The 25,427-nt window shown below is 37.9% G+C and carries 23 protein-coding genes; 20 read left to right on the top strand and 3 right to left on the bottom strand.

Going from position 1 to position 25,427, the window contains the following annotated elements; translation table 11 throughout:
- The first annotated feature begins 70 nt into the window (after positions 1–70).
- The 13 genes from ACORJQ_RS08190 (at position 71) to ACORJQ_RS08130 (ending at position 16,931) form a co-directional block, all read left to right on the top strand.
- On the top strand, positions 71–1,936 hold the full coding sequence (locus ACORJQ_RS08190) for a putative nucleotidyltransferase substrate binding domain-containing protein (protein WP_321323556.1): 1,866 nt from the start codon (positions 71–73) through the stop codon (positions 1,934–1,936).
- Positions 1,936–2,589 (top strand): 3'-5' exonuclease, encoded by a 654-nt coding sequence (locus ACORJQ_RS08185; RefSeq protein WP_321323554.1) that lies wholly within the window; start codon positions 1,936–1,938, stop codon positions 2,587–2,589. The genes ACORJQ_RS08190 and ACORJQ_RS08185 overlap by 1 nt, the downstream gene beginning before the upstream one ends.
- Before the next feature lie 226 nt (positions 2,590–2,815).
- Positions 2,816–3,271, top strand: coding sequence for a ribosome maturation factor RimP (gene rimP / locus ACORJQ_RS08180; RefSeq protein ID WP_321323553.1), 456 nt, complete (start codon positions 2,816–2,818; stop codon positions 3,269–3,271).
- A 79-nt stretch (positions 3,272–3,350) separates the two neighbouring features.
- Positions 3,351–4,838 carry a transcription termination factor NusA gene (gene nusA / locus ACORJQ_RS08175; RefSeq protein WP_321323552.1) on the top strand — a complete coding sequence of 496 codons (1,488 nt, stop codon included), beginning with the start codon at positions 3,351–3,353 and terminating at the stop codon, positions 4,836–4,838.
- Positions 4,839–4,855: 17 nt separating this feature from the next.
- Positions 4,856–7,366 (top strand): translation initiation factor IF-2, encoded by a 2,511-nt coding sequence (gene infB, locus ACORJQ_RS08170; RefSeq protein WP_321323551.1) that lies wholly within the window; start codon positions 4,856–4,858, stop codon positions 7,364–7,366.
- Between the two features lie 197 nt (positions 7,367–7,563).
- A complete protein-coding gene (rbfA, locus tag ACORJQ_RS08165) occupies positions 7,564–7,926 on the top strand; it encodes a 30S ribosome-binding factor RbfA (RefSeq protein ID WP_321323549.1) in 363 nt (120 codons plus the stop codon).
- Positions 7,927–8,841, top strand: coding sequence for a tRNA pseudouridine(55) synthase TruB (gene truB / locus ACORJQ_RS08160; RefSeq protein ID WP_321323548.1), 915 nt, complete (start codon positions 7,927–7,929; stop codon positions 8,839–8,841).
- A complete protein-coding gene (locus ACORJQ_RS08155; protein WP_321323545.1) occupies positions 8,841–9,698 on the top strand; it encodes a methyltransferase domain-containing protein in 858 nt (285 codons plus the stop codon). The genes truB and ACORJQ_RS08155 overlap by 1 nt, the downstream gene beginning before the upstream one ends.
- 34 nt (positions 9,699–9,732) lie before the next feature.
- Positions 9,733–10,224, top strand: a complete 492-nt coding sequence (locus tag ACORJQ_RS08150) for a Crp/Fnr family transcriptional regulator (protein ID WP_321323544.1) — start codon at positions 9,733–9,735, stop codon at positions 10,222–10,224.
- Positions 10,225–10,733: 509 nt separating this feature from the next.
- Complete coding sequence (gene rpsO / locus ACORJQ_RS08145) at positions 10,734–11,000, top strand: 30S ribosomal protein S15 (protein WP_321323543.1); 267 nt, start codon at positions 10,734–10,736, stop codon at positions 10,998–11,000.
- 330 nt (positions 11,001–11,330) lie between these two features.
- Complete coding sequence (gene pnp / locus ACORJQ_RS08140) at positions 11,331–13,424, top strand: polyribonucleotide nucleotidyltransferase (protein ID WP_321323542.1); 2,094 nt, start codon at positions 11,331–11,333, stop codon at positions 13,422–13,424.
- Between the two features lie 108 nt (positions 13,425–13,532).
- Entirely contained in the window at positions 13,533–16,478 is a 2,946-nt protein-coding gene (locus ACORJQ_RS08135) for an insulinase family protein (protein ID WP_321323541.1), read from the top strand.
- A 42-nt stretch (positions 16,479–16,520) separates the two neighbouring features.
- Positions 16,521–16,931, top strand: a complete 411-nt coding sequence (locus ACORJQ_RS08130) for a 5-carboxymethyl-2-hydroxymuconate Delta-isomerase (RefSeq protein WP_321323539.1) — start codon at positions 16,521–16,523, stop codon at positions 16,929–16,931.
- Positions 16,932–17,043: 112 nt separating this feature from the next.
- Here ACORJQ_RS08130 and ACORJQ_RS08125 read toward each other — a convergent pair whose 3' ends face one another.
- Both ACORJQ_RS08125 and purB read right to left on the bottom strand, forming a co-directional pair.
- Positions 17,044–18,225, bottom strand: a complete 1,182-nt coding sequence (locus ACORJQ_RS08125; RefSeq protein WP_321323537.1) for a JmjC domain-containing protein — start codon at positions 18,223–18,225, stop codon at positions 17,044–17,046.
- Positions 18,226–18,456: 231 nt separating this feature from the next.
- Positions 18,457–19,857, bottom strand: coding sequence for an adenylosuccinate lyase (gene purB / locus ACORJQ_RS08120; protein WP_321323534.1), 1,401 nt, complete (start codon positions 19,855–19,857; stop codon positions 18,457–18,459).
- 318 nt (positions 19,858–20,175) lie between these two features.
- On the opposite strand from purB, the gene ACORJQ_RS08115 reads away from it, so the two are divergent.
- The 7 genes from ACORJQ_RS08115 (at position 20,176) to hxpB (ending at position 24,573) form a co-directional block, all read left to right on the top strand.
- Positions 20,176–20,496 (top strand): hypothetical protein, encoded by a 321-nt coding sequence (locus ACORJQ_RS08115; RefSeq protein ID WP_321323532.1) that lies wholly within the window; start codon positions 20,176–20,178, stop codon positions 20,494–20,496.
- A gap of 86 nt (positions 20,497–20,582) precedes the next feature.
- Entirely contained in the window at positions 20,583–21,020 is a 438-nt protein-coding gene (locus ACORJQ_RS08110; RefSeq protein WP_321323530.1) for a TMEM222 family protein, read from the top strand.
- Positions 21,021–21,101: 81 nt separating this feature from the next.
- Entirely contained in the window at positions 21,102–21,650 is a 549-nt protein-coding gene (locus ACORJQ_RS08105; protein WP_321323528.1) for a hypothetical protein, read from the top strand.
- Between the two features lie 59 nt (positions 21,651–21,709).
- Positions 21,710–22,510 (top strand): hypothetical protein, encoded by an 801-nt coding sequence (locus ACORJQ_RS08100; RefSeq protein WP_321323526.1) that lies wholly within the window; start codon positions 21,710–21,712, stop codon positions 22,508–22,510.
- A gap of 149 nt (positions 22,511–22,659) precedes the next feature.
- Entirely contained in the window at positions 22,660–23,070 is a 411-nt protein-coding gene (locus ACORJQ_RS08095) for a GFA family protein (RefSeq protein WP_321323524.1), read from the top strand.
- 247 nt (positions 23,071–23,317) lie between these two features.
- On the top strand, positions 23,318–23,662 hold the full coding sequence (locus ACORJQ_RS08090) for a cold-shock protein (RefSeq protein ID WP_321323522.1): 345 nt from the start codon (positions 23,318–23,320) through the stop codon (positions 23,660–23,662).
- A 248-nt stretch (positions 23,663–23,910) separates the two neighbouring features.
- Positions 23,911–24,573 carry a hexitol phosphatase HxpB gene (hxpB, locus tag ACORJQ_RS08085; protein ID WP_321323520.1) on the top strand — a complete coding sequence of 221 codons (663 nt, stop codon included), beginning with the start codon at positions 23,911–23,913 and terminating at the stop codon, positions 24,571–24,573.
- Between the two features lie 206 nt (positions 24,574–24,779).
- Here the strand turns inward: hxpB and ACORJQ_RS08080 are convergent, their stop codons facing one another.
- Positions 24,780–25,217 carry a host attachment protein gene (locus tag ACORJQ_RS08080; protein ID WP_321323518.1) on the bottom strand — a complete coding sequence of 146 codons (438 nt, stop codon included), beginning with the start codon at positions 25,215–25,217 and terminating at the stop codon, positions 24,780–24,782.
- Between the last annotated feature and the right edge of the window lie 210 nt (positions 25,218–25,427).

The following is a 25,427-nucleotide window of genomic DNA, read 5'->3' as shown; positions in this document are numbered from 1 at the left end:
CAAAATATTCACGGTCTGTTTTCTTATACATACTCGTTTTTTCAGAGTATTATTGTAGTAATGAAAATGAATGGTTATTAATAGTATGGCAATTACTCAGCAGCGAGATTTTCTTGCACAAATCCCTCCGTTTGATCATCTTGAAGAAGCATTATTAAATGAACTTGCTGATAGTATGAATGTAGTTTATTTACCTCACAAGAAGGTGATTGAATTTAAAGACGCTTTAGATAAGAGCTTTCTCTATATTTTAATTAAAGGAAAAGTGGCAGAGATTGATGATGGTGAGGTTACATCTCGCTATAGTGTGCGTGGTTTTTTTGGTGATACCGATATTTTGTCTGAGGCCGAGCGTACTTCCCATTATGAAGTGCAAGAGGAGGCTATTGCTTATAAGCTACCTGCAAAGCTCTTTATAAAGGCCTTTGAAACCAATCATGATTTTGCCCATTTCTTTAATTCTTCAATTGTTGAAAAATTAAACCGTATTCATCAAGCTGTTCAGTCAGCTACCTCAACTGAGGTGATGATGGATACCGTCTGTTCAGCACCTTTACAGTCTTATGTTTCTTTAAGTAAAGAATCTACCTTGCATCACGCCGCAAAACTAATGGTAGAGAAGCGAACGGATGCTTGTATAGTTGAGTTTGATGATTCTGAAATCGGTATAGTTACTTCTACAGATATATTAAAACTTCTGGCAAAGAATGAGCCGAATCTAGCTTCTTTAACACTCGGTAAATTAGCAAATAAACCAGTTCAAACCGTTCATGAATTTGACTATCTTTTTAATGCATTGCTGAAGATGACTCGCTTTCAAATTGACCGTCTAGTTGTAAGAGGAGATCAAGGATATAGGGGATTTTTGCATCAAAAAGATTTAATGAGTTTGTTTGCAAATCAGTCAGGTTTGGTCTTGTTGAAAGTTGAGCAAGCACAGTCTGTAACGGATTTAGTTGTGCTTGGAGAGCAGATTGATGGGTTAATTGGTAACCTTAATCGTAAAGGAATTAAAACTCATTATATTGCTAAGCTTGTTAACGAATTACACCGTAAGATGATTTATAAGCTTGTTGAGTTTTTATTACCAACACATTTAGCAAATAAGGTTTGTATTTTTGTTATGGGTAGTGAAGGTCGATCCGAACAAGTGATTCGTACAGACCAAGATAATGCACTTATTTACTCTGATGAATTGACGGATAACGAGCTCATTGAATTAGAACAGTTTTCCTCAAGTTTTATAGAAACTTTGCAACAGATGGGGTTCCCTCCATGTCCAGGAAATATAATGCTTTCCAATACAGATTGGCGTATGAGTCAATCTGATTTTATGCTTAAAGTAGCCCAGTGGTTTGCAAATCCTTCTGAAGAAAACTTTATGCATGCAGCTATTTTGTTTGATGCCGAAGCGGTATTTGGTCAAAAAGAGTGGCTTTCTGAGCTTAAAGAAACTTTGCAAAATGAAAAAGAGCGATATTCAAACTTTTTGCGACTTTTTGCAGTCTCAGTTTTAAGATTTAAAACACCAATAGGTTTTTTAGGAGGCCTGGTTGTTGATTCTGAAGCGGGCCATGAAGTGATTGATATTAAAAAAGGCGGCATTTTTAGTATTGTACATGGTGTGCGTTGTTATGCATTGGAGGCAGGTATTTCAAAAACCAATACTCATTGGCGTATAAAAGCACTTATGGATGCAGGCGTTTTTGAAAAAGAGTTTGGTATTGAGCTCGGTGAAACCCTGAACTTTTTAAATACATTAAGGCTTGAATCTATGCTCCATCAGCTCGCGGATGGTTGTGAAATACCTGATAATAAGATTCGTCTTTCTGAACTGAGTCATATGCAACAAGGCTTGCTTAAGCAAAGTTTTGGTGTGGTAGATGATTTTAAAAAGCGAATTAATCACCACTTTGCACTTGATGGATTGTTGTAATGCTTGCAGATATTAAGGCCTGGTTGAAAGGTTCCCAAATAAGTAAACTTAAACGGCAACTAAAAGACCCTAGTTACCAGTATCTTTTTGATGTAGAGCCAGGTGTTTTTGTCTGTTTTGACTGTGAAACAACAGGTTTGGATAGAAAAAAAGATCGGATCATTACCCTTAGTGCAATAAAGATTGTTGAAAATGAAGTTCAGACCAGCCAGAGTTTAAATCTTTTTATTAAGCAAAAGAATGATATTTCAGCAGAAAGTATAGCAATTCACCAGATTCGAAATATAGATGTAGACAATAGTGATGTACTCTACGATGATGAATTTGAAGCTATAAAGGTGTTTTTAGAGTTTATTCGCGGTGCGACATTGGTTGGATATTATCTTGAGTTTGATGTTGCAATGGTAAATAGAGTGATAAAATCACATTTAGGTATTGGGCTTCCAAACCCTCAAATTGAAGTTTCGGGTATGTATTATGAACATGCAATACAAAAATATAAACGTTCATGTATTGAGCCTAATATTGATCTTTCATTTGATGTTATTCTTAAAAGCCTAGATATTCCTAATATGGGGCAGCATGATGCCTTTAGTGATGCGTTGATGACGTCATTAATTTTTGTTAAATTACAAGAGCTTAACAAGGTTTAAAGAAAGAAAAATTACCCTCTTTCGTCACAAAACAATAAATAAAAGTTCATGGTTAAGTTCTTGACAAATAAACAAAAAACAGTATAATTATGCTCAGATTTTTTAAAAAAAGTTTTATCGAGGGTTGCTTAATCTTTGTTTAAGCAGCGGTTCGATTTTTAAAAAACCCCGTTTTTACGGGGTTTTTTGTTATTTAAACTTCAGAATACTTGGAATTGGTAAATTAGTGACGATTGAAGAAAAAATAGAAAATGCGTTAAAACCAACCGTTGAATCAATGGGGTTTGATTGGTGGGGTATGGAATACATGCCTGCTGGTAGACATACGTTATTACGCATATTTATAGAAAAAGCAGACGGTACAGTTAATTCTGATGAAACCTATGCGGTATGTAAGCAAATTAGTGCGATTTTAGATGTTGAAGATGTGATTAGTAGCGAATTTCGCTTAGAGGTTTCTTCACCAGGAATGGATCGTTTGTTATTTACACCTGAACAATTTAAACGCTATGAAGGCCAAGAGGTGCAAGTTCGTAGCAGTGTGTCGGTTTTAGGTAGAAAACGTTTTAAAGGGCCTATGTCAAAAGTAACAGACTCTGGTATTGAATTAGAGATTGATGGTGAATTATATGAGATACCATTTGATTTAATTGATAAAGCCAACCTGGTGCCAGTTTTTTAAACCGATTTTAAACCCGATTATTAAACCCAGTTTTAATCCCAAATTTTGAAGTACTAAACAGAATTAGAGTGAGACAGAAATGAGTAAAGAAGTATTAGCCGTTGTTGAAATTATGGCCAATGAGAAAGGTGTTGATAAAGAAATCATCTTTGATGCTATTGAAACTGCTTTAGCCACTGCAACCCGAAGAAGTCATGATGATGAAATTGACGTACGTGTTTCTATTGACCGTCATACAGGTGATTATGAAACATTTCGCCGTTGGGAAGTCATTGACGACGCCACAGCAATTGAAGATAACGTTGGTTGGTATATCCGTGAAATGGATGCAGTTGATGAAGATCCTAATGCTGAAATTGGTGAATACATTGAAGAGCCAATGGAATCAATTGATTTTGGTCGTATCGGTGCACAAACCGCTAAACAAGTTATCATCCAGAAAGTGCGTGAAGCTGAGCGTAAAAAAGTTGTAGAGATTTATGAAAAACGTGTTGGTGAAATTTTAACAGGCCAGGTTAAACGTATCGATCGCGGTGATGTCATTCTTGATATGGGTGACAATGTTGATGCGGTGATTATGCGTAACCAATTAATTGGTCGTGAAACATTCCGTATTGGTGATCGTGTTCGTGGTTATTTACAAGAAGTTTCTTTCCGTCCACGTGGACCTCAGTTATTTATGTCTCGTGCTTGTAAAGAGATGTTAATTGAACTGTTTAAGATTGAAGTGCCAGAAATCAGTGATGATTTAATTGATATTATGAGTGCTGCTCGTGATGTTGGTTTCCGTGCAAAAATTGCGGTACGTGCTAATGACCCACGTTTAGATCCGATTGGTGCTTGTGTTGGTATGCGTGGTGGTCGTGTTCAAGCAGTAACAAATGAATTAGCAGGTGAAAGAATCGATATCATTCTTTGGGATCCAAATGATGCTCAGTTTGTTATTAATGCAATGGCACCTGCAGAAGTTACCTCAATCATGGTTGATGAAGATAGACATACTATGGACTTGGCTGTTGAAGATGAGCAGTTATCTCAGGCGATTGGTAAGAACGGGCAAAACATCCGTTTGGCTAGTGAGCTTACTGGTTGGGAACTGAATGTTATGACTCAGACAGCAATGGCTGAGAAACATGAAACTGAATCTAAAGATCAGGTTGATGTATTTGTAAATGCACTAGATATTGATGAAGATTTTGCAGAAGTATTAGTTTCTGAGGGCTTCACTAGTGTGGAAGAAGTGGCTTATGTACCAGCCGCTGAAATGCTTGAGATTGATGGTTTTGATGAAGAGTTAGTTGGTGAATTAAAACAGCGTGCAAAAGATGCATTATTAACTCAAGCACTTGTAGCAGAAGAAAAAACGGCGATGGCCGAACCTGCTGAAGATCTGTTAGCCCTTGAGGGTATGACAGAAGAAATGGCTAAGCAATTAGCTAGTAATGGTGTAATTACTCAAGAAGATCTAGCAGAGCTTGGTACCGATGAGCTACTTGAATATGTAGAAATGGATGAGACGGCTGCTGGAGAATTAATTCTTAAAGCACGTGCACCATGGTTTGAATAATAAAAGGAAGAGTTTCGATGGCCGAAGTATCAATAAAACAATTTTCAGAGACACTTAACCTTTCTGTTGAAAAACTGATTTCTCAATTAAACGAGTCTGGTGTTAAAGGTAAAAAAGAGTCCGATTCATTATCAGAAGAAGAAAAACGTACCTTGCTAACTTATCTAAAAAGTTTGCATGGTGAAACGTCAGAAGACGCTCCTAAAAAAGTGACGCTTCGTCGTAAACAAACATTAAATTTGTCTGCTGGTTCGGGTAGCGGTAAACGTACCGTTAATGTTGAGGTACGTAAGAAACGTACCTATGTTAAAAAACCTGAGCAAGTTGAAGAGCCTGTGGTTGAAGAACCAATTGTTGAAGAAGTTGTAGAAGAAGTAGTTGAACAACCAGTAACAGTTGAGACACCGGTAGCAGAAACGGTAGCTGAAGAAGTTGCGGTTGAAGAAAAATCTCAGGCTGTACAAGAAGAACCTATTAAAAAAGTTTCAGATAAAAAAGCGACTTTAGATGAAGAGACAATCGCTAAGATTGCTCCAGTTCCACCTAAAGAAGATCACTCTAAAGCGGCTAAAAAAGCCAAAGATCAGAAACATCATGAAAGCCGTAAAGCAAATGACGGGGCAGATGGGCCTAAAGGTAAAGGTAAAAAGACTAATGTTCGTCAAAATGCCTTTGGTAATGGTCGTGGTAAAGGTCGCAGAGGTCAAGTTGATAAACGCAATGTAGCCCAAGCTGATAATGAGCATGGTTTTGTAAAACCAACTGAGCCAGTAATTCGTGAAGTTAAAGTTCCTGAAAGTATTACTCTTGCAGCACTTGCAGAACAAATGTCTGTTAAAACGGGTGAAGTCATCAAATTTATGATGATGGAGCTTGGCACAATGGCAACAATAAACCAAATCCTTGACCAAGAAACAGCTATGTTGATTGTTGAAGAAATGGGACATAAAGCCGTTGCTTTCAATGAAGTGACGATTGAAGACGAAGTTGTAAACCAAGAGTACCATGGTGAAACGGTTCACCGTTCTCCAGTTGTTACTATCATGGGTCACGTTGACCACGGTAAAACATCTTTACTTGATTATATTCGTAAAGCAAAAGTAGCCCATGGTGAAGCGGGTGGGATCACTCAGCACATTGGTGCTTACCATGTTGATACTGACAAAGGTGGTGTTACCTTTATCGATACTCCTGGTCACGCGGCCTTTACTGCTATGCGTGCTCGTGGTGCAGAAGTAACGGATGTTGTTGTTATCGTTGTTGCTGCAGATGATGGTGTTATGCCACAAACAAAAGAAGCAATTCAGCATGCAAAAGCATCTGGAGTGGGTATTGTTGTTGCAGTAAACAAAATGGATAAAGAAGCGGCCAATATGGACCGTGTTATGCAAGAGTTAGCTGCATTAGAAGTTATTCCTGAGTCTTGGGGTGGTGATATTCAGTTTGTTCCAGTTTCGGCTAAAACAGGTATGGGTATTGATGAGCTTCTAGATGCAATTTCTTTACAATCTGAAATGTTAGAACTTGAAGCACCAACTGAAGGTCATGCTAAGGGTGTGGTTATTGAATCTCGTCTTGATAAAGGACGTGGACCAGTTGCAACGGTTCTTGTTCAGTCAGGAACACTTAAGAAGGGTGATATTGCTCTTTGTGGTATGGAATATGGTCGTGTTCGTGCTTTAATCAGTGATTCTGGTGAATCTATTACTGAAGCTGGTCCTTCTATTCCTGTTGAAATTTTAGGTTTATCAAGTGTGCCGGTTGCTGGTGATGAGATGATTACTGTTGAGAATGAGCGTAAAGCTCGTGAAGCGGCAACCTTCCGTCAAGGTAAGTTCAAAGAACTTAAGATTGCACGTCAGCAGAAGTCTAAGTTAGACAACATGTTTAACAAAATGGCCGAAGGTGATGTTCAAACTGTAAATATTATTCTAAAGGCTGACGTACAAGGTTCTATTCAGGCTATCTCTGATGCCTTGACTAAACTTTCTACTGATGAAATCAAAGTAGTGATTGTTTCTACTGGTGTAGGTGGTATTTCTGAAACAGATGCTAACTTAGCAATGGCTTCAGACGCGTTAATCTTTGGTTTTAACGTGCGTGCAGATGCTTCAGCTAAACGCATTATTGATAATGAAGGTATTGGACTTAAATACTACAGCGTTATCTATGAGATTGTTGACGATGTTAAGCGTGCAATTGAAGGTAAAATGGCACCTGATTTCCGTGAAGAAATTGTTGGTGTGGCTGATGTTCGTGAAGTCTTTAAAGCACCTAAAATTGGTCTTATCGCTGGTTGTATGGTTACTGAAGGGTCAGTTAAACGTAATAACCCAATCCGTGTTTTACGTGATAACGTGGTTATCTACGAAGGTGTTCTTGAATCTTTACGTCGCTTCAAAGATGACGTACCTGAAGTTCAAAAAGGTATTGAATGTGGTATTGGTGTTAAAGATTACAATGACGTTAAAGCCGGTGACCAAATTGAGTGTTATCAGCGAGTAGAAGTTAAACGTACCTTAGACTAAACACTTAGGTTTGAATTATTAAAAAATGCTTTTCACTTAGGTGTTTTACCGCAATTTACCAGGCCTGGTAAATTGCAATTGATTAGCTTTTTGAATATTCACGTTGCCTCAATGGGATAATCTTTTGATTAACGACCATTGGGGCTTTTTGATTTAAGAGAGACTTATTCGTTTAAAAGTTTCTAAGGATAAAGATTATGAGTAATCAAACAGTGAGCAGACCAACACGTGTCGCTCAAGAAATTAGAAGAACCATTGCACAGTTAATTGTGCAAGAGGTCAAAGACCCTCGTTTTCAAAACATGAGTATTACTGATTGTAAAATCAGTAAAGATTTAAGTATTGCTAAAATACATTTTGCTTTAATGGGTTTTAATGAAAAAGATCCAGAAGTGGGCGAAGCTTTAGCTGCACTAGAAAAAGCTCAAGGGTTCTTTCGTTCAGAAATTGGTAAGCGTTTACGTTTACGTATCGTGCCGCAGATCCGTTTTTACTACGACAGTATTCCAGAGCATGCTCAGCATATGGAAGCGTTGATTAATAAGGCGTTAAATTCATAAATGGTTCAGCAGTTTAAACGACCACCTAAACGTGTGGTTAACGGTATTGTTTTGTTAAATAAACCAGTCGGTGATTCATCAAATGGTATTTTACAAAAAGTCATTCGTGCTTTTAATGCTAAAAAAGGTGGTCATACAGGTGCTTTAGACCCTTTTGCTACTGGGCTTTTACCTATTTGTTTGGGTGAGGCTACCAAAGTTTCAGGGCTGCTTTTAGAATCGGATAAACGCTACACAGCTACCCTCAAGTTGGGTGAACAGTCTGATACTGGTGATACAGAAGGGGAAATTATTAAAACCTTGCCTGTGCCAGAACTTTCTCAAAATTTGATTGAGTCAGTCTTAGCAAAGTTTATGGGTGATATTCAACAAATTCCACCGATGTATTCTGCATTAAAACATCAAGGTAAACCGCTGTATTTTTATGCCCGTCAAGGCATTGAAATAGAGCGTCCGGCACGTCCAATCAAAATTCTTAACTTATCCTTAGTGTCCTTTACAGACAATCAAATTATTTTTGATGTGCATTGCTCAAAAGGTACTTATGTTAGAACATTAGGTGAAGATATCGCAAAAGCGTTAGGCACAGTCGGTCATCTAACGGCTTTGCATCGTACGCAAACGGGTAGTTTGATGGGTGAAGATATGCTTACCCTTGAAGAGATTGAACAGCAGCTTGATGCTTGTGTTCAGCCGCTTGATATTGCCATTCAACATCTCCAACGTATTGATCTAACTACCGAGCAAGCTGATTTAATTAGACATGGTGGTAAGTTAGAGTTTGATAAACCCGAAACAGATTTTGTGCGTTTTTATGAAAACGATATTTGTATTGCGGTAGGTGAATGGCAAGCTGAAAAACAACTTCTTAAGCCAAAGCGTGTCTTTAATCTTCCTGAGAGTGTAGCGGGATAATGGTCTTTCAAAAAGCCGATGGTATTATTGATTTACGTTCTTTAGAAGACTTTAAACAAGGCCATATTAAAAATGCAACTTGGCTAAGTTGGGAGATTCTTCCAGAAAGCCTTAATGCGTTACCAGCCTCACCAGCTAAACTCTATTTAGTCGGAAATAAAGATGAAATTGAAGCCGCCAGTATCTTACTAGATAGTAAGGGTTATGAAGTTTCAGGTTCATTAGTCATTCGTTCTAATCAAGCGATGCAAGATTGGTCTGCACAATTACCAGGCCTGGTAGAATCAGGTTCAGCCTCTAAAATTTTATGGTCACCATGTGGGTTGGTTAATGAGTTTGTTGACTTATTAAACCAATCAAAAATCGCATTTCATTTACAAGACTCAAAGCGACCAGCTGTTTTAGATATAGGTTGCGGCGGAGGAAGAGATGCCATCTTTTTAGCCAAAAATAGAATGAATGTCATCGCTATTGACCATGAACCTAAAGTATTAAAGCGTTCCAAAACATTAGCAAATTTATCTGGTGCTAACGTTAAGTTTAAATGCTGTGACATCAAAAAAGACGGTTGTTTGCCAGAGCAGCAATTTGATTTAATCACCACAGTACGTTTTTTAAGTCGTGAAAGTTTTGATTATATTCAGCAAGCAATCAGGCCTGGAGGATTTGTATTATTTCAAACCTTTACAGAAGGCGTCGAAAAGTTTGACTCACCTAAAAACCCTAACTTTATTTTAAAGGCAGGTGAGTTAGCTCAAGTTTTTGCGGGCTATAATATAATTATTGATAGAATAGACACATTAAATGATGGGCGACCTGTTGCATCTTTTTTAGCACAAAAACCAATAATAAAATAAAAAAAATAATCAGATTATTTAGGAGAATAATTTCATGATTTCAATGTCAGTCAAAGAACTTTTCGTATTTTTTCAAGAGAACGCAATTTGTGAATCTCTTACAAAACAAGAAGTAGAAAAGTTAACACATTACCTACAAGAGAAAGAGTATGCCAGTGGCGAGATAATTTCAGACAGCGGCGAAGTGGGGGATACTCTTGGATTTATCATTAGCGGTAAAGTGCAATTTTTAAGCTTTGATGGTCAAGACACTGCTGTTGTGGGTAAACAAGGTACAGGTACATTAATTGGAGAAATGTCTTTCTTTGATAGAAAACCACGTGATTTACGTATGGAAGCTTGTAAGAAAGGGGTTAAAGTACTGGAGTTAACTCGTCCAATGTACGATCGAATCAAAGTAGAAGAACCTTTTATTGCAGTAAATATTTTAGAAAATGCAATTGTCAGTTTAGATACGTTAGTGCGTCACATGAGTAGTGATATTTCAGCTTTAGGGCATTATATGCACGGTTTCGGCAAACACTAAAATTATCGGTTCATTCGCTCCTAACTCCATCCATTTCTGCGTTGGTCAGTCGTCACTTACTACTCGTAAGCTCCTTCTTCCCGCCTTAAACTGAATAGATTTAGAAGCGGATGAACTCGAAAATTCGGATTATTTCTTTGTTGTTCGTTCGTCACCTACTGATATGTAGGCTTCTTACTCACGCCTTGATCTGATCTAATTTAAAGTCGAACTAACCCGAAAGTTATCACTACACTGCTGATATTGGTCAGTCGTCACTTACTACTCGTAAGCTCCTTCTTCCCGCCTTGAACTGAATAGATTTAGAAGCGGATAAACTCAACAATTCCATTTCTTTTTTGGTTGTTACTTGTTTACCGTTAGTAGGTTCTTCTTTCTTTAAGAAATTAGCTATAAAGCGTGTTAAATAGTTGTAATCTCATAAAAATTCAGTAAAATACGCGAGTTCGTCCCTATCATCGGTTGTGGAGGCGAATCTTTATTAAGACCGATCCAATGGAGTAAACATTATGTTTAACGCAGAAGTTAAAGCTAAAATCGTTGCTGAATATGCAACAAAAGAAGGTGATACTGGTTCACCGGAAGTTCAAGTTGCACTTTTAACTGCACGTATCAAATACCTTACTGAACACTTTAAAGCTCACAAACAAGATAACCATTCTCGTACTGGTCTTCTTCGTTTAGTTAGCCGTCGTCGTAAGCTTTTAGACTACGTACATAAGAAAGATGGTGAAAGATACCTAGCTCTTATCAAGCGTCTTGGTCTACGTAAGTAATTTATTACTCACGCAGTTCAAAAGCTCAAAAAGACCCCGCTATGCGGGGTTTTTTTATGTCTAAAATTTCTTACTTAGTTAAGCTCTTTATTTGCACTGAAAGTTACCCAAAAAGGCATTGTTTAGTTTTAAATTCTGTACATTTAAGAGTAGAATGGATGAACTTTAATTTTTGCAAAATAGATTGGCTGTAACCCGATAGCCTGAATCCCTAATGGAGTATTTAATATAACCATTAGGGATTCAGGTTTCAGACAACGTAATTATTCAAAAAATAATGGATTGCAAAAATAAGTTTGAAACCTAATGAACGATTTAAAAGGACAGGAAATGGCCAAAATTACAAAAACTTTTCAGTATGGAAATCATAAAGTTACCTTAGAAACGGGTGAAATTGCTCGTCAGGCTGATGGTGCAGTTATGATTGGAATGGGGGACACTCGCGTTTTAGTGACAGCTGTTGCGGCTAAGTCTGCTAAAGCGGGGCAAGACTTCTTTCCATTAACGGTAAATTATCAAGAAAAAGCCTATGCAGCAGGTAAGATTCCTGGTGGATTCCTCAAGCGTGAAGGCCGTCCATCTGAAAAAGAGACATTAACATCTCGTTTGATTGACCGTCCTATTCGTCCTTTATTTCCTAAAGGCTTCTTAAATGAAGTTCAAATCATTGCTACGGTCGTTGCGTTAGATCCGGAAGTAGGAACAGAAGTTCCAGCCATGTTAGGTACATCTGCGGCTTTAGCGATTTCTGGAATCCCATTTGACGGACCAATTGGTGCGGCAATTGTTGGCTACAGTGATGATCAATATCTATTAAATCCAAGCATGGATGAATTAGTAACTTCTGACTTAGAGTTAAGTGTTGCTGGTACTAAAGATGCAGTATTAATGGTTGAATCGGAAGCAGCTGAATTACCGGAAGACGTGATGTTAGGTGCGGTTATGTTTGGTCACCAGCAAATGCAAGTAGCAATTGATGCGATTTCTGAATTCGCTGCTGAAGCAGGTAAACCTCGTTGGGAGTGGGAAGCTGCTGCTGTAAACACTGAGCTTAAAGAGGCCGTATTTGGATTGATTCGTTCTGATGTTGAAGCCGCTTACTCTATCGCCGATAAGATGGATCGTTACGCTGCATTAGATGCGGCAAAAGCAAAAGCAATGGCTGAGCTTGCAGTATCTGAAACGAATGAAGCTGGCTTTGATGAAAAAGAAATCGAAGGCATGTTTGGTAAATTACAGAAAGATATCGTTCGTGGACGTGTTATTGCTGGTGAGCCTCGTATTGATGGTCGTGATACTCAAACGGTTCGTAGCATTAATTGCCAAGTGGGTGTCTTACCTCAGGTTCACGGTTCTGCATTATTTACTCGCGGAGAAACCCAGGCATTAGTGGTAACAACATTAGGAACAGAGCGTGACGCTAAGATTGTTGATGATTTAACAGGGTCTTATCATGATCGTTTTATGTTGCACTATAACTTCCCTCCATTCTCAGTAGGTGAGTGTGGTCGTACTGGTAGCCCTGGTCGTCGTGAAATTGGTCACGGAATGTTAGCTCGTCGTGGTGTAGCGGCTTTATTACCAACTGCTGAAGAGTTCCCATATACCATCCGTGTAGTATCTGAAATTACTGAATCAAACGGTTCAAGTTCAATGGCATCAGTTTGCGGTACTTCAATGTCATTAATGCATGCTGGTGTGCCGATTGCGGCACCAATCGCTGGTATTGCAATGGGTCTTATTAAAGAAGAGAGCGGTTTTGCGGTTCTTTCTGATATTTTAGGTGATGAAGATCACCTAGGTGATATGGACTTTAAAGTAGCCGGTACAGACCAAGGTATTACGGCACTGCAAATGGACATCAAGATTACAGGTATCACTGAAGAAATTATGCAAATTGCCTTAGATCAAGCAAAAGCTGGGCGTTTACATATTTTAGGTGAAATGTCTAAAGCGATTAGTACCTCAAATGAATCAGTTGGTTCTACGGCTCCACGTTTCTTTATGGTTAAAGTGAAGCCAGAAAAAGTTCGTGAGATCATTGGTAAAGGTGGTGCAACAATTCGTGCTCTAACTGAAGAGACAGGTTGTACTATTGAGATTGATGATGACGGTAATGTTAAAATTGCAGCAACTGATGATGAATCAGCTAATGCAGCTAAGGCACGTATTGCTGAAATTACTGCTGAGCCAGAAATTGGTAAAACTTATGATGCAGTCGTTAAGAAAATCGTTGATTTCGGTGCATTCGTAGCTTACATGCCAGGACGTGAAGGTCTTGTTCACGTATCTCAAATCGCTGAAGAGCGTGTAGAAGATGTGAATGAATACCTAAAAGAAGGTCAAGAAATTCGTGTTAAATTAACGGATGTTGACAAGCAAGGTCGCGTAAAACTTTCTATGAAAGATGCCGATAAAGAATAGTATTAGATACTTAAGATTCTTCTTAATACTATTCTCATGAAAGGTCGCCTTAGGGCGGCTTTTTTTGTTTATAATCACTGAAATTTTATAAAAATAAACGGAAACTGTATGAGCGAAAATAAAATCCAATCGGCACAAAATTCCCACCCTGCATTTGAGTTTAAAGGTGAGCACTTTATTGACTCGCTAAATGTCACTATTCAGCATTTTGAACATAAAGTAACTGGAGCGGCACACTATCACTTAGCGGCTGATGATCCGCAAAATGTATTTTTGGTGGGGTTACGAACGGTACCGATGGATTCTACTGGTGTAGCACATATTTTAGAGCACACAACCTTATGCGGAAGTGAGAAATATCCAGTACGTGATCCATTCTTTATGATGATCCGTCGCTCGTTAAACACCTTTATGAATGCGTTTACTTCAAGCGATTGGACAGCGTATCCATTTGCGACTGAAAACCGTAAAGATTTTCAAAACCTATTACAGGTTTATATGGATGCGGTGTTCTTCCCTAATTTAGATGCTCTAGATTTTGCCCAAGAAGGCCATCGTTTTGAATTTGAAGAGATGACAAATCCAGATTCACCTCTAACCTACAAAGGCGTGGTGTTTAATGAGATGAAAGGGGCCATGAGTTCGCCTGTTTCAACTTTGTGGCAAGAGTTTTCAGCACAACTTTATCCAACCAGTACCTACCATTACAACAGTGGTGGGGAGCCAGAGGATATTCCAAACCTAACTCATCAACAACTTTTAGATTTTCACAAACTTCATTATCACCCGTCTAACGCCGTGTTTATGACGTATGGTGAAATTTCAGCGATTGAGCATCAAACACAGTTTGAAAGTTTGGCATTAGAACGTTTTAAAGATACCGTGCCTCAAGTACATGTTGGTTTAGAACCTCGTTATTCAGAACCTAAAGTGGTTGAGTCGAGCTATGCATTGGATGAAGAAGATGTCTCTAATAAAACTCATATTGTTTTGGGGTGGTTGTTAGGTCAAAACCAAGATCCTTTGCAGGTTTTACGAGGGCATTTATTGTCTGCTGTTTTATTAGATAACAGTGCTTCACCTCTGCGTAAAGTACTTGAAGAAACTGAGTTGGCTAATGCTCCATCGCCACTTTGTGGATTTGAAGAATCAAATAAAGAGATGGCATTTGTTGTGGGTGTGCAAGGTTCTGAACCAGAGCATGCTCAAGCGATTGAGGAGTTGATTTTAAACGAACTTCAACGTATTGCTAAAGAAGGTGTTGATCAGTCACAAGTCGAAGCGATGCTTCATCAATTAGAGTTGTCTCAACGTGAAGTAGGCGGTGATAGTTACCCTTACGGATTACAATTAATATTACACTCTCTGGCTGGTGCTTTGCATGATGGAGACCCAATTGCGTTATTAGATGCTGATTCAGCCCTTAAAAAGCTAGAGGACGAAGTGAAGTCTCCAGACTTTATACCAGGCCTGGTAAAAACCTTATTATTAGATAATACGCACCGTGTTCGTTTAACCATGAAGCCAGATACGGAGCTTTCTGCCAAAAAAGAAAAGGCTGAAAAGGCTAAGTTAGAAGAGATTAAAGCCAACCTATCGGAATCAGAAAAGCAGGCCATTATCGAGCAAGCTTTGGCGTTAGAAGAACGCCAATCGCAAGAAGACGATCCTAGCATTTTACCTGAAGTAACTAAAGACGATATTCCTGCTGATATTAAACAGTATTCAGCCCATATATCTCAAATTGCAGATATGTCTGTTAAGAGTTATCAGTGTGGAACGAATGGTTTAACTTACGAACAGTTGATTGTGGATTTACCTGCCTTAACAGAGCAAGAGCAAGCTTTAATGCCATTGTTTAATAGCTGTTTAACGGAAGTGGGCACCAGCAAAAGAGATTACATTCAAATGCAATCTTATCAAGCAGAAATCTCAGGTGGTATCTCCGCACGCTCAAGTGTTCACTCTAAAATAGGTGAGCCACAAGGTTATCATAGCCACTTTATATTATCTTCTAAGGCATTGAATCGAAACCAATTGCCTATGGCTGAACTATTAAATGAAACCTTAAATGAGGCTCGTTTTGATGAAACCAATCGCCTAAAAGATTTAGTTTCGCAAATTCGCTCTTCAATAGATCACGGTGTAACCGGTAATGGTCATGGTCAGGCAATGATGGCTGCAGTACAAAACTTTACGCCAGCGGCTCGTTGGAAGTTTGATCGTTCTGGTTTCAAAGGCATTCAATATATTAAAAAATTGCATAAAGAGATTCAGGATTCAACCGATGCGATGCATAGCTTGAGTGATGGGCTCGGTTCAATTCAAAATAAGATTAAACAATCGACTAAACAAGGTTTAGTTGTAAGTGATGAAACGGGCATGGATTCGGCACTTGAAACCATGCAATCAGCTATGGAAAACGCTCAAAATGCCAATACGGCTATGCCAGGATTTGAATTTACTGCTAATCAACAACCAATTAACCAGGCCTGGGTAACCAGTACTCAAGTTAATTTCTGTGCATTAGCCTATCCAGCAGTGCCGTCAGATCATGAAGATGCGGCTAAATTATCGGTTTTAGGTGCTTGTTTACGTAATGGTTTTTTACATTCATCAATTCGTGAAAAGGGCGGTGCTTATGGTGGTGGTGCAACGTACAATGCTGAAGCATCGGCCTTTGTTTTCTACTCATATCGTGATCCTCGTTTATTAGAAACCTATGCGGACTTTAAACGTGCCAAAGAGTGGCTAATGAGTTCGGAGGCCACACAAGCCAAAGTGGATGAAGCGATCTTAAATGTGATCAGCTCTATGGATAAGCCAGGTTCACCAGCAGGTGAAATGAAAAAGGCGTTTTTCCAAGATTTATATGGCCGTACGCATGACATTCGTATGGCTTACCGTTTAGGTGTAATCTCAACTACCATTCAAGAATTACGCGAAATGGCAGACAAGTATTTAACCACTGAGAATACTTCTTCAGCCGTATTAACCAATACTGGTGGTGCTGAGTTATTGGCGGATTCTGAATTTGAGATTATTACGCTTTAGCAAACTTTATTTAGCTTGTTGCAGCACTTGAGATAACTATTTATGCCGCATATTGTTATTGAATACAGTCAAGATTCTTTTGAATCTAAAGATTTACCCTCTGATCACACAGAGTGTGGTCTGCCGCAAGGCATACCAGGCCTGGTAAATTGTGTATTTGAAGCAGTGGCAAATACCAATATTGTTAATACAGAGAATATAAAAGTCAGAACTTATGCTACTGAGTTTTATAAACTTGGATTAATTAATACGGGTTTTATACATGCGGTTTGTAAAACGCATGTAGGTAAAACGGATATTGAAAAACAGACGTTATCTCAAGCGATATTAACTTCTCTAAATCAATATATTGGCCAAAGTAATCAATCATTAGTTAAACATTCAATGGTAATAACGGTTGAAGTGGTTGAGATGGATAGCTCAAGTTATTCAAAGTGTATGATAGAAAAGTAGAGTGATAAGTTTTGTAACATTCTGATTTAAAATAAAAAAAGGGAATTCAATTCCCTTTTTTTATGTCATTCAGTTGTTTTTTTAAGTTGTTCTTTTGAGTTATGCTTTTAAGTTACTCTATAAATACCAAGTACTGAAGTTTCCATAAATCAAATAGCAATTTAATATTACCTTCATTCTCGCCAGCCAACATAATCTCTTCTTGAGTTAAAAATGACTGGTTAGCAAGTTTGGCAATAAATTTATCGCTGGCATTAAAGGTATTCCAAATAGCACCATTAATATAAAGTTTAGTTTCATTTTTTACTTCACCCTCAATGTCAGCATACGCAAAACGACAAACTGGGTCTTTAATTAATCCAACTTCAACTTGTAACGCCCCCATAAAATCTTCAATATCAGGGGTTTCTTCTTCGGTTAAAGGTTCTGGTAATTGCTGTGCCGCCACTTGGTCTAACTGAGTGGCAAAACGACCAAACCAGGTTTTTATTAACGTTTTATCTTCTAAAACACTGGTTAATAATTGTTGTGCTTGGTCAGCGGCCGCATTGGTGATTTCGCCAGGATTAAGGTTAGCTTGCCATTGTGGATCCATATACAAATCCTTAAAGCATGCCATTTCAGACAGATGATCACCAAAGCTATCCCAAAGTTCTTGCCCGCGATAAGTACGGTAGCCAATAGAGTAGGTCATGCACTCGTCGTCCAAAGCCACACCGTGATGACCCCATTTTGGTGGGATATACAGAATATCGCCTTTTTCAAACACATAATCTTCTTCAACGGTAAAGGTTTCCATAAGGCGTAAATCCACGCCTTGTATGTAATTGTCCTCAGAGCAGTCTTGAGCAGTCAGTTTCCAATTACGTTTACCTGCCGCTTGTAATAAAAACACATCATAATGATCAAAGTGTGGGCCAACATTTCCGCCTTTGGTGGCGTAACTAATCATAATGTCATCAATACGCCAACGAGGCAAAAAATCAAAATCGTTTAACACATCGGTTACTTCAGGTACTAAACGATCCATACCTTGAATCAATAAAGTCCAGTTCTCTTCAGGTAGGTTTTCATAGGTCGATTCATCAAAAGGGCCTTTTAAAAGCTGGTAATCCTTTTCACTATTTTGAATCACAATACGGCTTTCCACTTCGTCTTCCAAAGACAAACCTGCAAGTTCCTCAGCAGAAACAGGTGTTTCAAAATCAGGCAAAGCACCACGGATAACTAAAGGTTTCTTTTGCCAATAGTCTGAAAGAAAAGTTTGTAAATCAATATCTTGAAACTGAATCATAATGAATATTCTCTAAGAATGTGAATGAAGTAAACCAACAAAAAACCCACCAGGCCTGGTAAAAGCATAGTGGGTTTTTATTTAAAACTGATAATGCATTAATAGCATTAATAGAAAAGCAGATTGCGACTAAAATGAGGAAAGTTCGAGGCCAAGATAAGGGAGTGTACAAATGTACACGACCGTTCTTAAACGAAGAAAATTCCCATTTTAGGCTTGATATGCATTCTATTAACGGGCTTTTAGCATTGTGATTGCCAACTCTATATTTTGTGCTTGCTGTGCCGCATTACCAATATAAGTACCCGGTGTTAAATCACGTAAATATTGTTTAGCGTCTTCAGGTAAACCGTCTAAACCATCAACAAAGTTCTGCATAATTTCTTTATTAACACGCTGACCACGCGTTAAGTCTTTTAATTTTTCATAAGGTTTTTCAAAACCGTGACGACGCATTACTGTTTGAATCGCTTCTGCCAATACTTCCCAGTTAGAGTCTAAGTCATCTGCCATCGCTTCTGCATTCACTTCTAATTTACCCAAACCTTTCATTGTGGCTTGTAAAGAAATCATTGTGTGAGCAACACCCACACCTAAGTTACGCAGTACGGTTGAATCAGTTAAGTCACGCTGCCATCTTGAAATAGGCAGTTTCATTGCAAGGTGTTCAAAGATTGCGTTGGCGATCCCTAAGTTACCTTCTGAGTTTTCAAAATCAATTGGGTTAACTTTATGTGGCATTGCAGAAGAACCAATCTCACCCGCAACGGTTTTTTGTTTAAAGAAACCAACAGAGATATAGCTCCAAACATCACGGTCAAAGTCGATTACGATTGTGTTGAAACGTGACATTGCGTGGAAGTACTCAGCAATGTAATCATGCGGTTCAATTTGTGTAGTGTAAGGGTTCCAAAGAAGACCCAAGCTCTGTACAAACTGTTCTGACAACTCATACCAGTTAACATCAGGGTAAGAGGCAAGGTGAGCGTTATAGTTACCCGTTGCACCATTGATTTTACCCATGATTTGCACATTCATTAACTGCTTAGCTTGACGCTGTAAACGATAGGCGACGTTAGCCCACTCTTTACCAGCAGAAGTAGGAGAGGCTGGTTGACCGTGAGTACGAGCCATCATTGGAATGTTAGCCATATCAACACTCATCTCAATCATCTTAGCGATTAACTTATCCATTTCAGGAATAATCACAAATTCACGAGCATCTTTAAGCATTAAGGCATAAGACAAGTTATTGATGTCTTCAGAAGTACAAGCAAAGTGTACAAACTCAGAAACTGCCATTAACTCTTCATTACCCGCAAAGTGCTCTTTGATTAGGTATTCAACCGCTTTAACATCATGGTTAGTAGTGCGTTCAATTTCTTTAACACGTTGAGCCATTTCTAAAGTGAACTCATCGACTAATTTGATTAGGTGATTTTCAGCTTCAGAGCTTAACTTAGGAATCTCAGGAAAACCAGGGTGGTTTGCCAACATACGCAACCAAAATACTTCTACTTTTACACGGTTTTTAATCAAACCAAATTCACTAAAAATTTCTTTTAGGTTATCTAAACGGGCACCGTAACGACCGTCTACAGGAGAAATTGCGGTTAATTCTGAAAGTTGCATAAGTTAAGTTCCTTTAATCACAAAAAGCGGTAAATTTAATGGCGGCTATTATAGCGTAAAACCAATATAAAAACCTTTACGCTTTTAGAGGTATTTACAACAGAAGAGAGTGGGTGAGGATAATAGAGGTTTGTTGAGTTTAGATAGAAGGATGACTAATGCTACTATGCTCACGACCTAAATCTAAAACTGTAGTTACTTAACTAAGATAGGTGCTTCCTAAATAAGACTATAAAACGGCATTTTATAAATGATTGACGTACGTAATATAACTAGTTTAGGATGTTTAATAATAGTTATACATAAAAGGAAATCATCATGGAATGGTATTACTGGTTAGTGCTCGCCGTTATTGTTGGTGTGGTTTACATCCATTACACAACAAAATGGCGCAGAGAGCACCTTATGGAAAAATACAAGAATAAGGAGATCGTAGACTTAATAATGAGCAAAAGCTTCTGGCAGGGCCAAAATGAAGAGCAGTTAATTGATTCACTTGGAAAACCATTAGATATTGATCAAAAAGTATTAAAAACAAAAACTAAAGAAGTTTGGAAATATCACCAAACTGCAAAGAATCGGTATAGCCTTAAAATTACATTAGAAAATGGCTTGGTCGTCGGTTGGGAACAAAAATAATGTATAGCACGGAGCTCCACTCGACCAAAAACTGCTTCGCGGTTTTCGTCGTGTGAGCTAGGCGTTAGAAGGAAATATAGAATAGTATGGATTTAAACCAAATAGATGTGACAGGCTGTAGAATTATTGGTGCAATTGATAATGTTCTAGGTCACCTTGGTCCAAAACATCATGGTGTGATACTGGGTCATTCGCCAATAGATCAAGAAATTTATATCGCGGAAAATATGCATTATGGTTATCAAATTTCCACATATACTGATTTTCAAAACAGATATAGCAAAAATGGTGAAATCATAATCGAACCAAATGACGGTGAGCTAGAAAATATTGCAGTTGCAACACGAGCTATAGAGGAAATCAAAAAGGGTGATAAAGGTGTTTATAACCTTTTAACTAATAACTGTGAAAGTTTTGTTAATCGTGCAATGCATAATCAATCCAAAAGTAATCAAATAATTAACACTGCAATAGGAGTTTTAGTTATTGCTGGTTTGGTATATGTTATACGTAACAACAAATAGATTACTTTCTAACAGAGCACTCAGGCTGACTGCACTGAAGTGCAGCCGCTTAGTTTAATCATTATGCTCTCAAGGACAGATATGGATATTGACGTTTTATCAAAGCTAGCGTTTGGACTAGTTTCATCGCTTGGAACAATCGCACTAATTCTTTTCAATATTGGGCAAGCTAGGAAAATAAAAGCTGAACTTTTAGAAAAATTTGAAGAAGCTGTCCAAAGAGAGAGTATTCATTCTGTAACTGAATTATTTCGCCTGATCCATGGCCTTAGAATGAGCTACGGAGATATTCTTGAACTCATCCGTCATGAACAATGTTCTAAAATTATCTATGCTTTAAAGAAAACTCCTGGCATAGTTTCCTACGAGGGCGGAGAATTCAAATATACGCTAATAGCAAGAAACAGGTTTTTTAGGTTTATTGATCGTTGGTTTATGAGATTGAGCATAGGCTTTTTTAGTCTTTTGGGGGTATTGTCTCTTGCGTTGTTTGGCTTGGGGCATGGATCAACATCAGTTATAAGTTTTGTTTTCCTTTTGTTTTCCTCAGTAATGTTGGCGTTACAATTGCGACAAAGAGCATATGATCAGATGGTAGAACGCTTAATAGAGCCAGAACATAAAAATTAAATTCAGTCGGCCTCTGACGCATCGGCTGATTGAGGTGCTATGCTATGCTTTGAGGGGCTATGGATAGATTATTAGAAATAGAAGAGTTGTTGGAGGATATGGCTGAAATGCTAGAGCCACATCTCGAATTATTACCTGCAATTCTCGCTAAGGTAAAAACGTTTGAAAAACCTTTGTCAGTATTTTCTATGACATCATTCTTGGCAAAAATAGAGTCAATAAGAATAGGGATATTCGAAGTTGCGAAAATTGAAGAACACTATTCTATGAACATCTTATACCGATCAATCATTGAGCATTTCATAAAGGCACAATACATTTGGTTAAAGAGTATTGAGTTAGATAATGATGAAATTGGAATCGATTATTGGTTATTTGGTAAAGATCAAGAAAATATCGATTACACAAAAGCTCTACATCAAAGCTACACGTTACTGGGAATTACTCCAACCAAATCGCCATTGGAAACCTTGAAAGAGCTTGGGGTTATATCGAATGAAAAGTCAGCGTCCCAAATTAGAAAAAGAACGGAGCAATTCGCTTATAAAAACATGACGCACTATATAGCTGAAAGTACCAAGATGAAAGAATCGGGGGTTGCTCCAATATTAAGTTCAATATTTCCTCGATATTCTGAATTATCGTCTTGTGTGCATGGTGGCCCCGATTCAGTTGAGGCTTATAGGAATGGGCCAGATGCAATGTTGGAAATCATAGAAATGTCAACATTCGCATCGCTATATATAAGATGGTTATCATTTGTATTATTGTATCAATATGATGAGTCTATGAACCCGTTGTGCCAAATTTCACAAGGCTTTCTTCATCGCTTCACTGAAAATGAAGGCGTCGGTGCATAAATGGCATAACAAAAGGGTCAATCCGACCTATTTTGTTGTGGTGTTCGTTTGTGCTTAAATCGGGCAAGCCTCTTGCTACTAAAATGGTCGTTTACTCAAAGCATAATGTACATCCAGCGGCATCAGTCACAATCATGGAGAGTTAATCTATGAGTATACAATCAGGATCATGCCTTTGTGGTGAGGTTACTTTTGAAATAGAAGGGGATTTTGATAATTTTTACCTTTGCCATTGTAGTCGGTGTCGAAAAGATACAGGCTCAGCTCATGGAGCCAATCTTTTTTCTTCTACTGCGAAGTTGAAATGGTTGTCAGGAGTCGATAAGGTCACAAATTTTACATTGCCTTCAACTCAACACAGTAAAGCATTTTGCTCAATTTGCGGGTCGGCACTTCCAAATATTCAATTGGGAGGTGAGCTTTTGGTGGTTCCTGCTGGAAGCCTTGATTGTGATATCAATATCATGCCTACCGCCCACATTTTTATTTCGAGCAAAGCAAATTGGGATAAAGATCTCCATAAACTTCCTATGATGGATACTTCGCCGCGAAAAGAATAAAACCATCAAAATTGGGGCAGAGCAAAATTAAATTTTTAGTCTATTGAAATAAATATAAATTAGAAATACTTTACTCTGATTCAATTTATCCTGGTTCAGGTCGTTGAATAATCTGTTAATGGTATTAATTCATCAGTTATCGAGTAATTTAATTGCAAAATAGTAGCATTATTGGTAATTAGTTCAATATTGAACTAGAATTCACCATTATCTAGATTGTCTCATTACACATTAAAAGAGTATATATATGGCCAAAGGCATTATTAAACGTTTTGACTTCCGAAAAGGTTTTGGATTTATTGTTGACGATAAAAGTGGAGAAGACTTCTTTTTTCACAAAAGTGCATGGCAGGGGAATGGTCCTATTCGCCAGGGTGTGGCCGTTGAATTTGTGAGCAAAGAGTCAGAAAAAGGCCCACAGGCTGATTCTGTTACTCCTTTAGATGGTGGTAGCAAACGTAATAAAAAAGCTGAAGTAAAACCTGCTTCTTTAGAAGATCGTGTCGCATCTCTAGAAAGTTCTGTACGTACTTGGAAAATTTTGACCTTATTAGCACTTGTTGGTGTTATTGCTCTTGGGATTGCTCTATAAGTTCTTACCGCCGATATAAAAGGTGGTAATTACAAGTAGTAGTTGTTTTGTTATCTAAAAGTGCCTAGCTTAGTATTTCATACTAAAAAATAGGGCACGTGCTTATCTAAACTTTAACCTCTTTCGTAAAAACACACAGACTCAAACTTCCTAATGTCTGGTTCTTGTGCCAGCTTCAAGCATTGTTGTATAAGCTTCAAAAATGAGTTTGTGTGGTGGTTAACTTGGCGTTATATGGAAATCATCAAATGAAAGCAGTAATTTTTGATATGGATGGTGTTTTAATTGACTCTGAACCTATGTGGAAAGAGGCAGAAAAGCAGGTGTTTTCTTCTGTTGGCGTAAAGGTAAGTGAGGAGTTGTCAGCTAAAAGTGCGGCAATGACAACTAAAGAAGTTACCGCTTTTTGGTATAGCTATTTTCCTTGGTCGGGCAAAAGTTTAGAACAAGTTGAAAATGAAGTTATTGACCGTGTTGAAGCTCTTATTTACGAGAGAGGTCAAGCAATAGGTGGAGTGAAAGAGGCTCTAGATTTCTTTCAGAAAAGAAACTTTAAAATAGGTTTATCAACAAACTCGCCTTCCCAGTTGATTTCGGTAGTGTTAAGCAAACTCGAAATTTCCAGTTATTTCCAAGCGATATCCTCTTCTGATGAAGTAGAAAAAGGTAAACCCCATCCGGCTGTCTATTTATCTACTGCAAAAAAGTTAAACGTTGAACCGTCAAAATGTATTGCTATTGAAGATTCATTTTCAGGACTAATGGCCGCTAAAAAAGCAAATATGAAAACGGTAGCTGTTCCATCTCCAATGGAGTTTGGAGATGAAAAATTTGATATATCTCATATAAAATTAAGACAGTTATCAGATTTTACTGAATTTGAATTACATAAATTAATGAGCGATATTTAACTTGCCATCTTTATTTGTGATTTATGACTTATGTTTATGTGGCGGATAATTTACGTGGCGGATAAATTAAGGTTTTCAACCGCTGAGCTGTCAGGGTTGAAGTTGTACTTAGGGTTATGGCTTAGCGGCTTAGCTTATAGCGAAGCCTAGCACAGAACCCCGATTTAACATGACTAGTTAACTTTAGCTTTTGATTGTTGCAGTTTTTAGAGCTCAAAGGCTTTCATTATATTTTCAATTTTTTGTTGGGTAAGATCTTTAGCTAAAAAGGCTTTGATTTTGGCAAGAGTTGAATCACTTAGTTTTTCTTTGATTTGTGTGTGAATAGGATTCGATACGGACAGGTAGAGTTTGTGATTATGCTGCTCTGCAAATTCATTGATAAACGCACTCAAATTTTCGATTAGCTGTTGAGTTTGCTTCATTCCTTCTTTACTTTCATAGGAACTTTGTCTGCTTGAGACTGAGTTGGAAAAGTTTCCAGCTTTATCGCTATAGATTTCAGAGAGTTTAGCGTGGCTTTCGGCATTTTCAATAGACTGATAAGCGTGTAACGAAACTGTTTTTTGCTCTGTTTGATCAATCGAAAAGACTTTAATGTTTCCGAGATCTGCAAGGATTGCATAGCCGATGGTTGTATTCATACTGATACCTCTTCTTTGAGTTAAAATCAATCATACAATTAAAAGCTTAACATAAACATATATTTACTTTAACCTTGATGAACTTCTTCATTGCATTTTCCTATGCAATTATTTTAATTTTGTATTTCAGTACAAAACTTATAAAGCTCTTCTAAATAAATATTCGTTAAAAAGCTACGTTTTTATTTGCTGGCTAAGTACAATCAATAA

The organism is Thiomicrorhabdus sp. (assembly GCF_963662555.1).
Classification (GTDB): Bacteria; Pseudomonadota; Gammaproteobacteria; order Thiomicrospirales; family Thiomicrospiraceae; genus Thiomicrorhabdus.
This window is presented reverse-complemented; position numbering and strand designations above follow the sequence as displayed.

Coding starts and splice junctions, on each gene's coding strand:
- nusA (WP_321323552.1), top strand. CDS start 3,351: ATGAGTAAAGAAGTATTAGCCGTTGTTGAAATTATGGCCAATGAGAAA.
- truB (WP_321323548.1), top strand. CDS start 7,927: ATGGTTCAGCAGTTTAAACGACCACCTAAACGTGTGGTTAACGGTATT.
- ACORJQ_RS08105 (WP_321323528.1), top strand. CDS start 21,102: ATGGATATTGACGTTTTATCAAAGCTAGCGTTTGGACTAGTTTCATCG.
- rpsO (WP_321323543.1), top strand. CDS start 10,734: ATGTTTAACGCAGAAGTTAAAGCTAAAATCGTTGCTGAATATGCAACA.
- ACORJQ_RS08155 (WP_321323545.1), top strand. CDS start 8,841: ATGGTCTTTCAAAAAGCCGATGGTATTATTGATTTACGTTCTTTAGAA.
- ACORJQ_RS08150 (WP_321323544.1), top strand. CDS start 9,733: ATGATTTCAATGTCAGTCAAAGAACTTTTCGTATTTTTTCAAGAGAAC.
- ACORJQ_RS08125 (WP_321323537.1), bottom strand. CDS start 18,225: ATGATTCAGTTTCAAGATATTGATTTACAAACTTTTCTTTCAGACTAT.
- hxpB (WP_321323520.1), top strand. CDS start 23,911: ATGAAAGCAGTAATTTTTGATATGGATGGTGTTTTAATTGACTCTGAA.
- ACORJQ_RS08115 (WP_321323532.1), top strand. CDS start 20,176: ATGGAATGGTATTACTGGTTAGTGCTCGCCGTTATTGTTGGTGTGGTT.
- pnp (WP_321323542.1), top strand. CDS start 11,331: ATGGCCAAAATTACAAAAACTTTTCAGTATGGAAATCATAAAGTTACC.
- ACORJQ_RS08110 (WP_321323530.1), top strand. CDS start 20,583: ATGGATTTAAACCAAATAGATGTGACAGGCTGTAGAATTATTGGTGCA.
- ACORJQ_RS08090 (WP_321323522.1), top strand. CDS start 23,318: ATGGCCAAAGGCATTATTAAACGTTTTGACTTCCGAAAAGGTTTTGGA.
- ACORJQ_RS08080 (WP_321323518.1), bottom strand. CDS start 25,217: ATGAATACAACCATCGGCTATGCAATCCTTGCAGATCTCGGAAACATT.
- ACORJQ_RS08130 (WP_321323539.1), top strand. CDS start 16,521: ATGCCGCATATTGTTATTGAATACAGTCAAGATTCTTTTGAATCTAAA.
- ACORJQ_RS08135 (WP_321323541.1), top strand. CDS start 13,533: ATGAGCGAAAATAAAATCCAATCGGCACAAAATTCCCACCCTGCATTT.
- ACORJQ_RS08190 (WP_321323556.1), top strand. CDS start 71: ATGGTTATTAATAGTATGGCAATTACTCAGCAGCGAGATTTTCTTGCA.
- infB (WP_321323551.1), top strand. CDS start 4,856: ATGGCCGAAGTATCAATAAAACAATTTTCAGAGACACTTAACCTTTCT.
- ACORJQ_RS08100 (WP_321323526.1), top strand. CDS start 21,710: ATGGATAGATTATTAGAAATAGAAGAGTTGTTGGAGGATATGGCTGAA.
- ACORJQ_RS08185 (WP_321323554.1), top strand. CDS start 1,936: ATGCTTGCAGATATTAAGGCCTGGTTGAAAGGTTCCCAAATAAGTAAA.
- rbfA (WP_321323549.1), top strand. CDS start 7,564: ATGAGTAATCAAACAGTGAGCAGACCAACACGTGTCGCTCAAGAAATT.
- purB (WP_321323534.1), bottom strand. CDS start 19,857: ATGCAACTTTCAGAATTAACCGCAATTTCTCCTGTAGACGGTCGTTAC.
- ACORJQ_RS08095 (WP_321323524.1), top strand. CDS start 22,660: ATGAGTATACAATCAGGATCATGCCTTTGTGGTGAGGTTACTTTTGAA.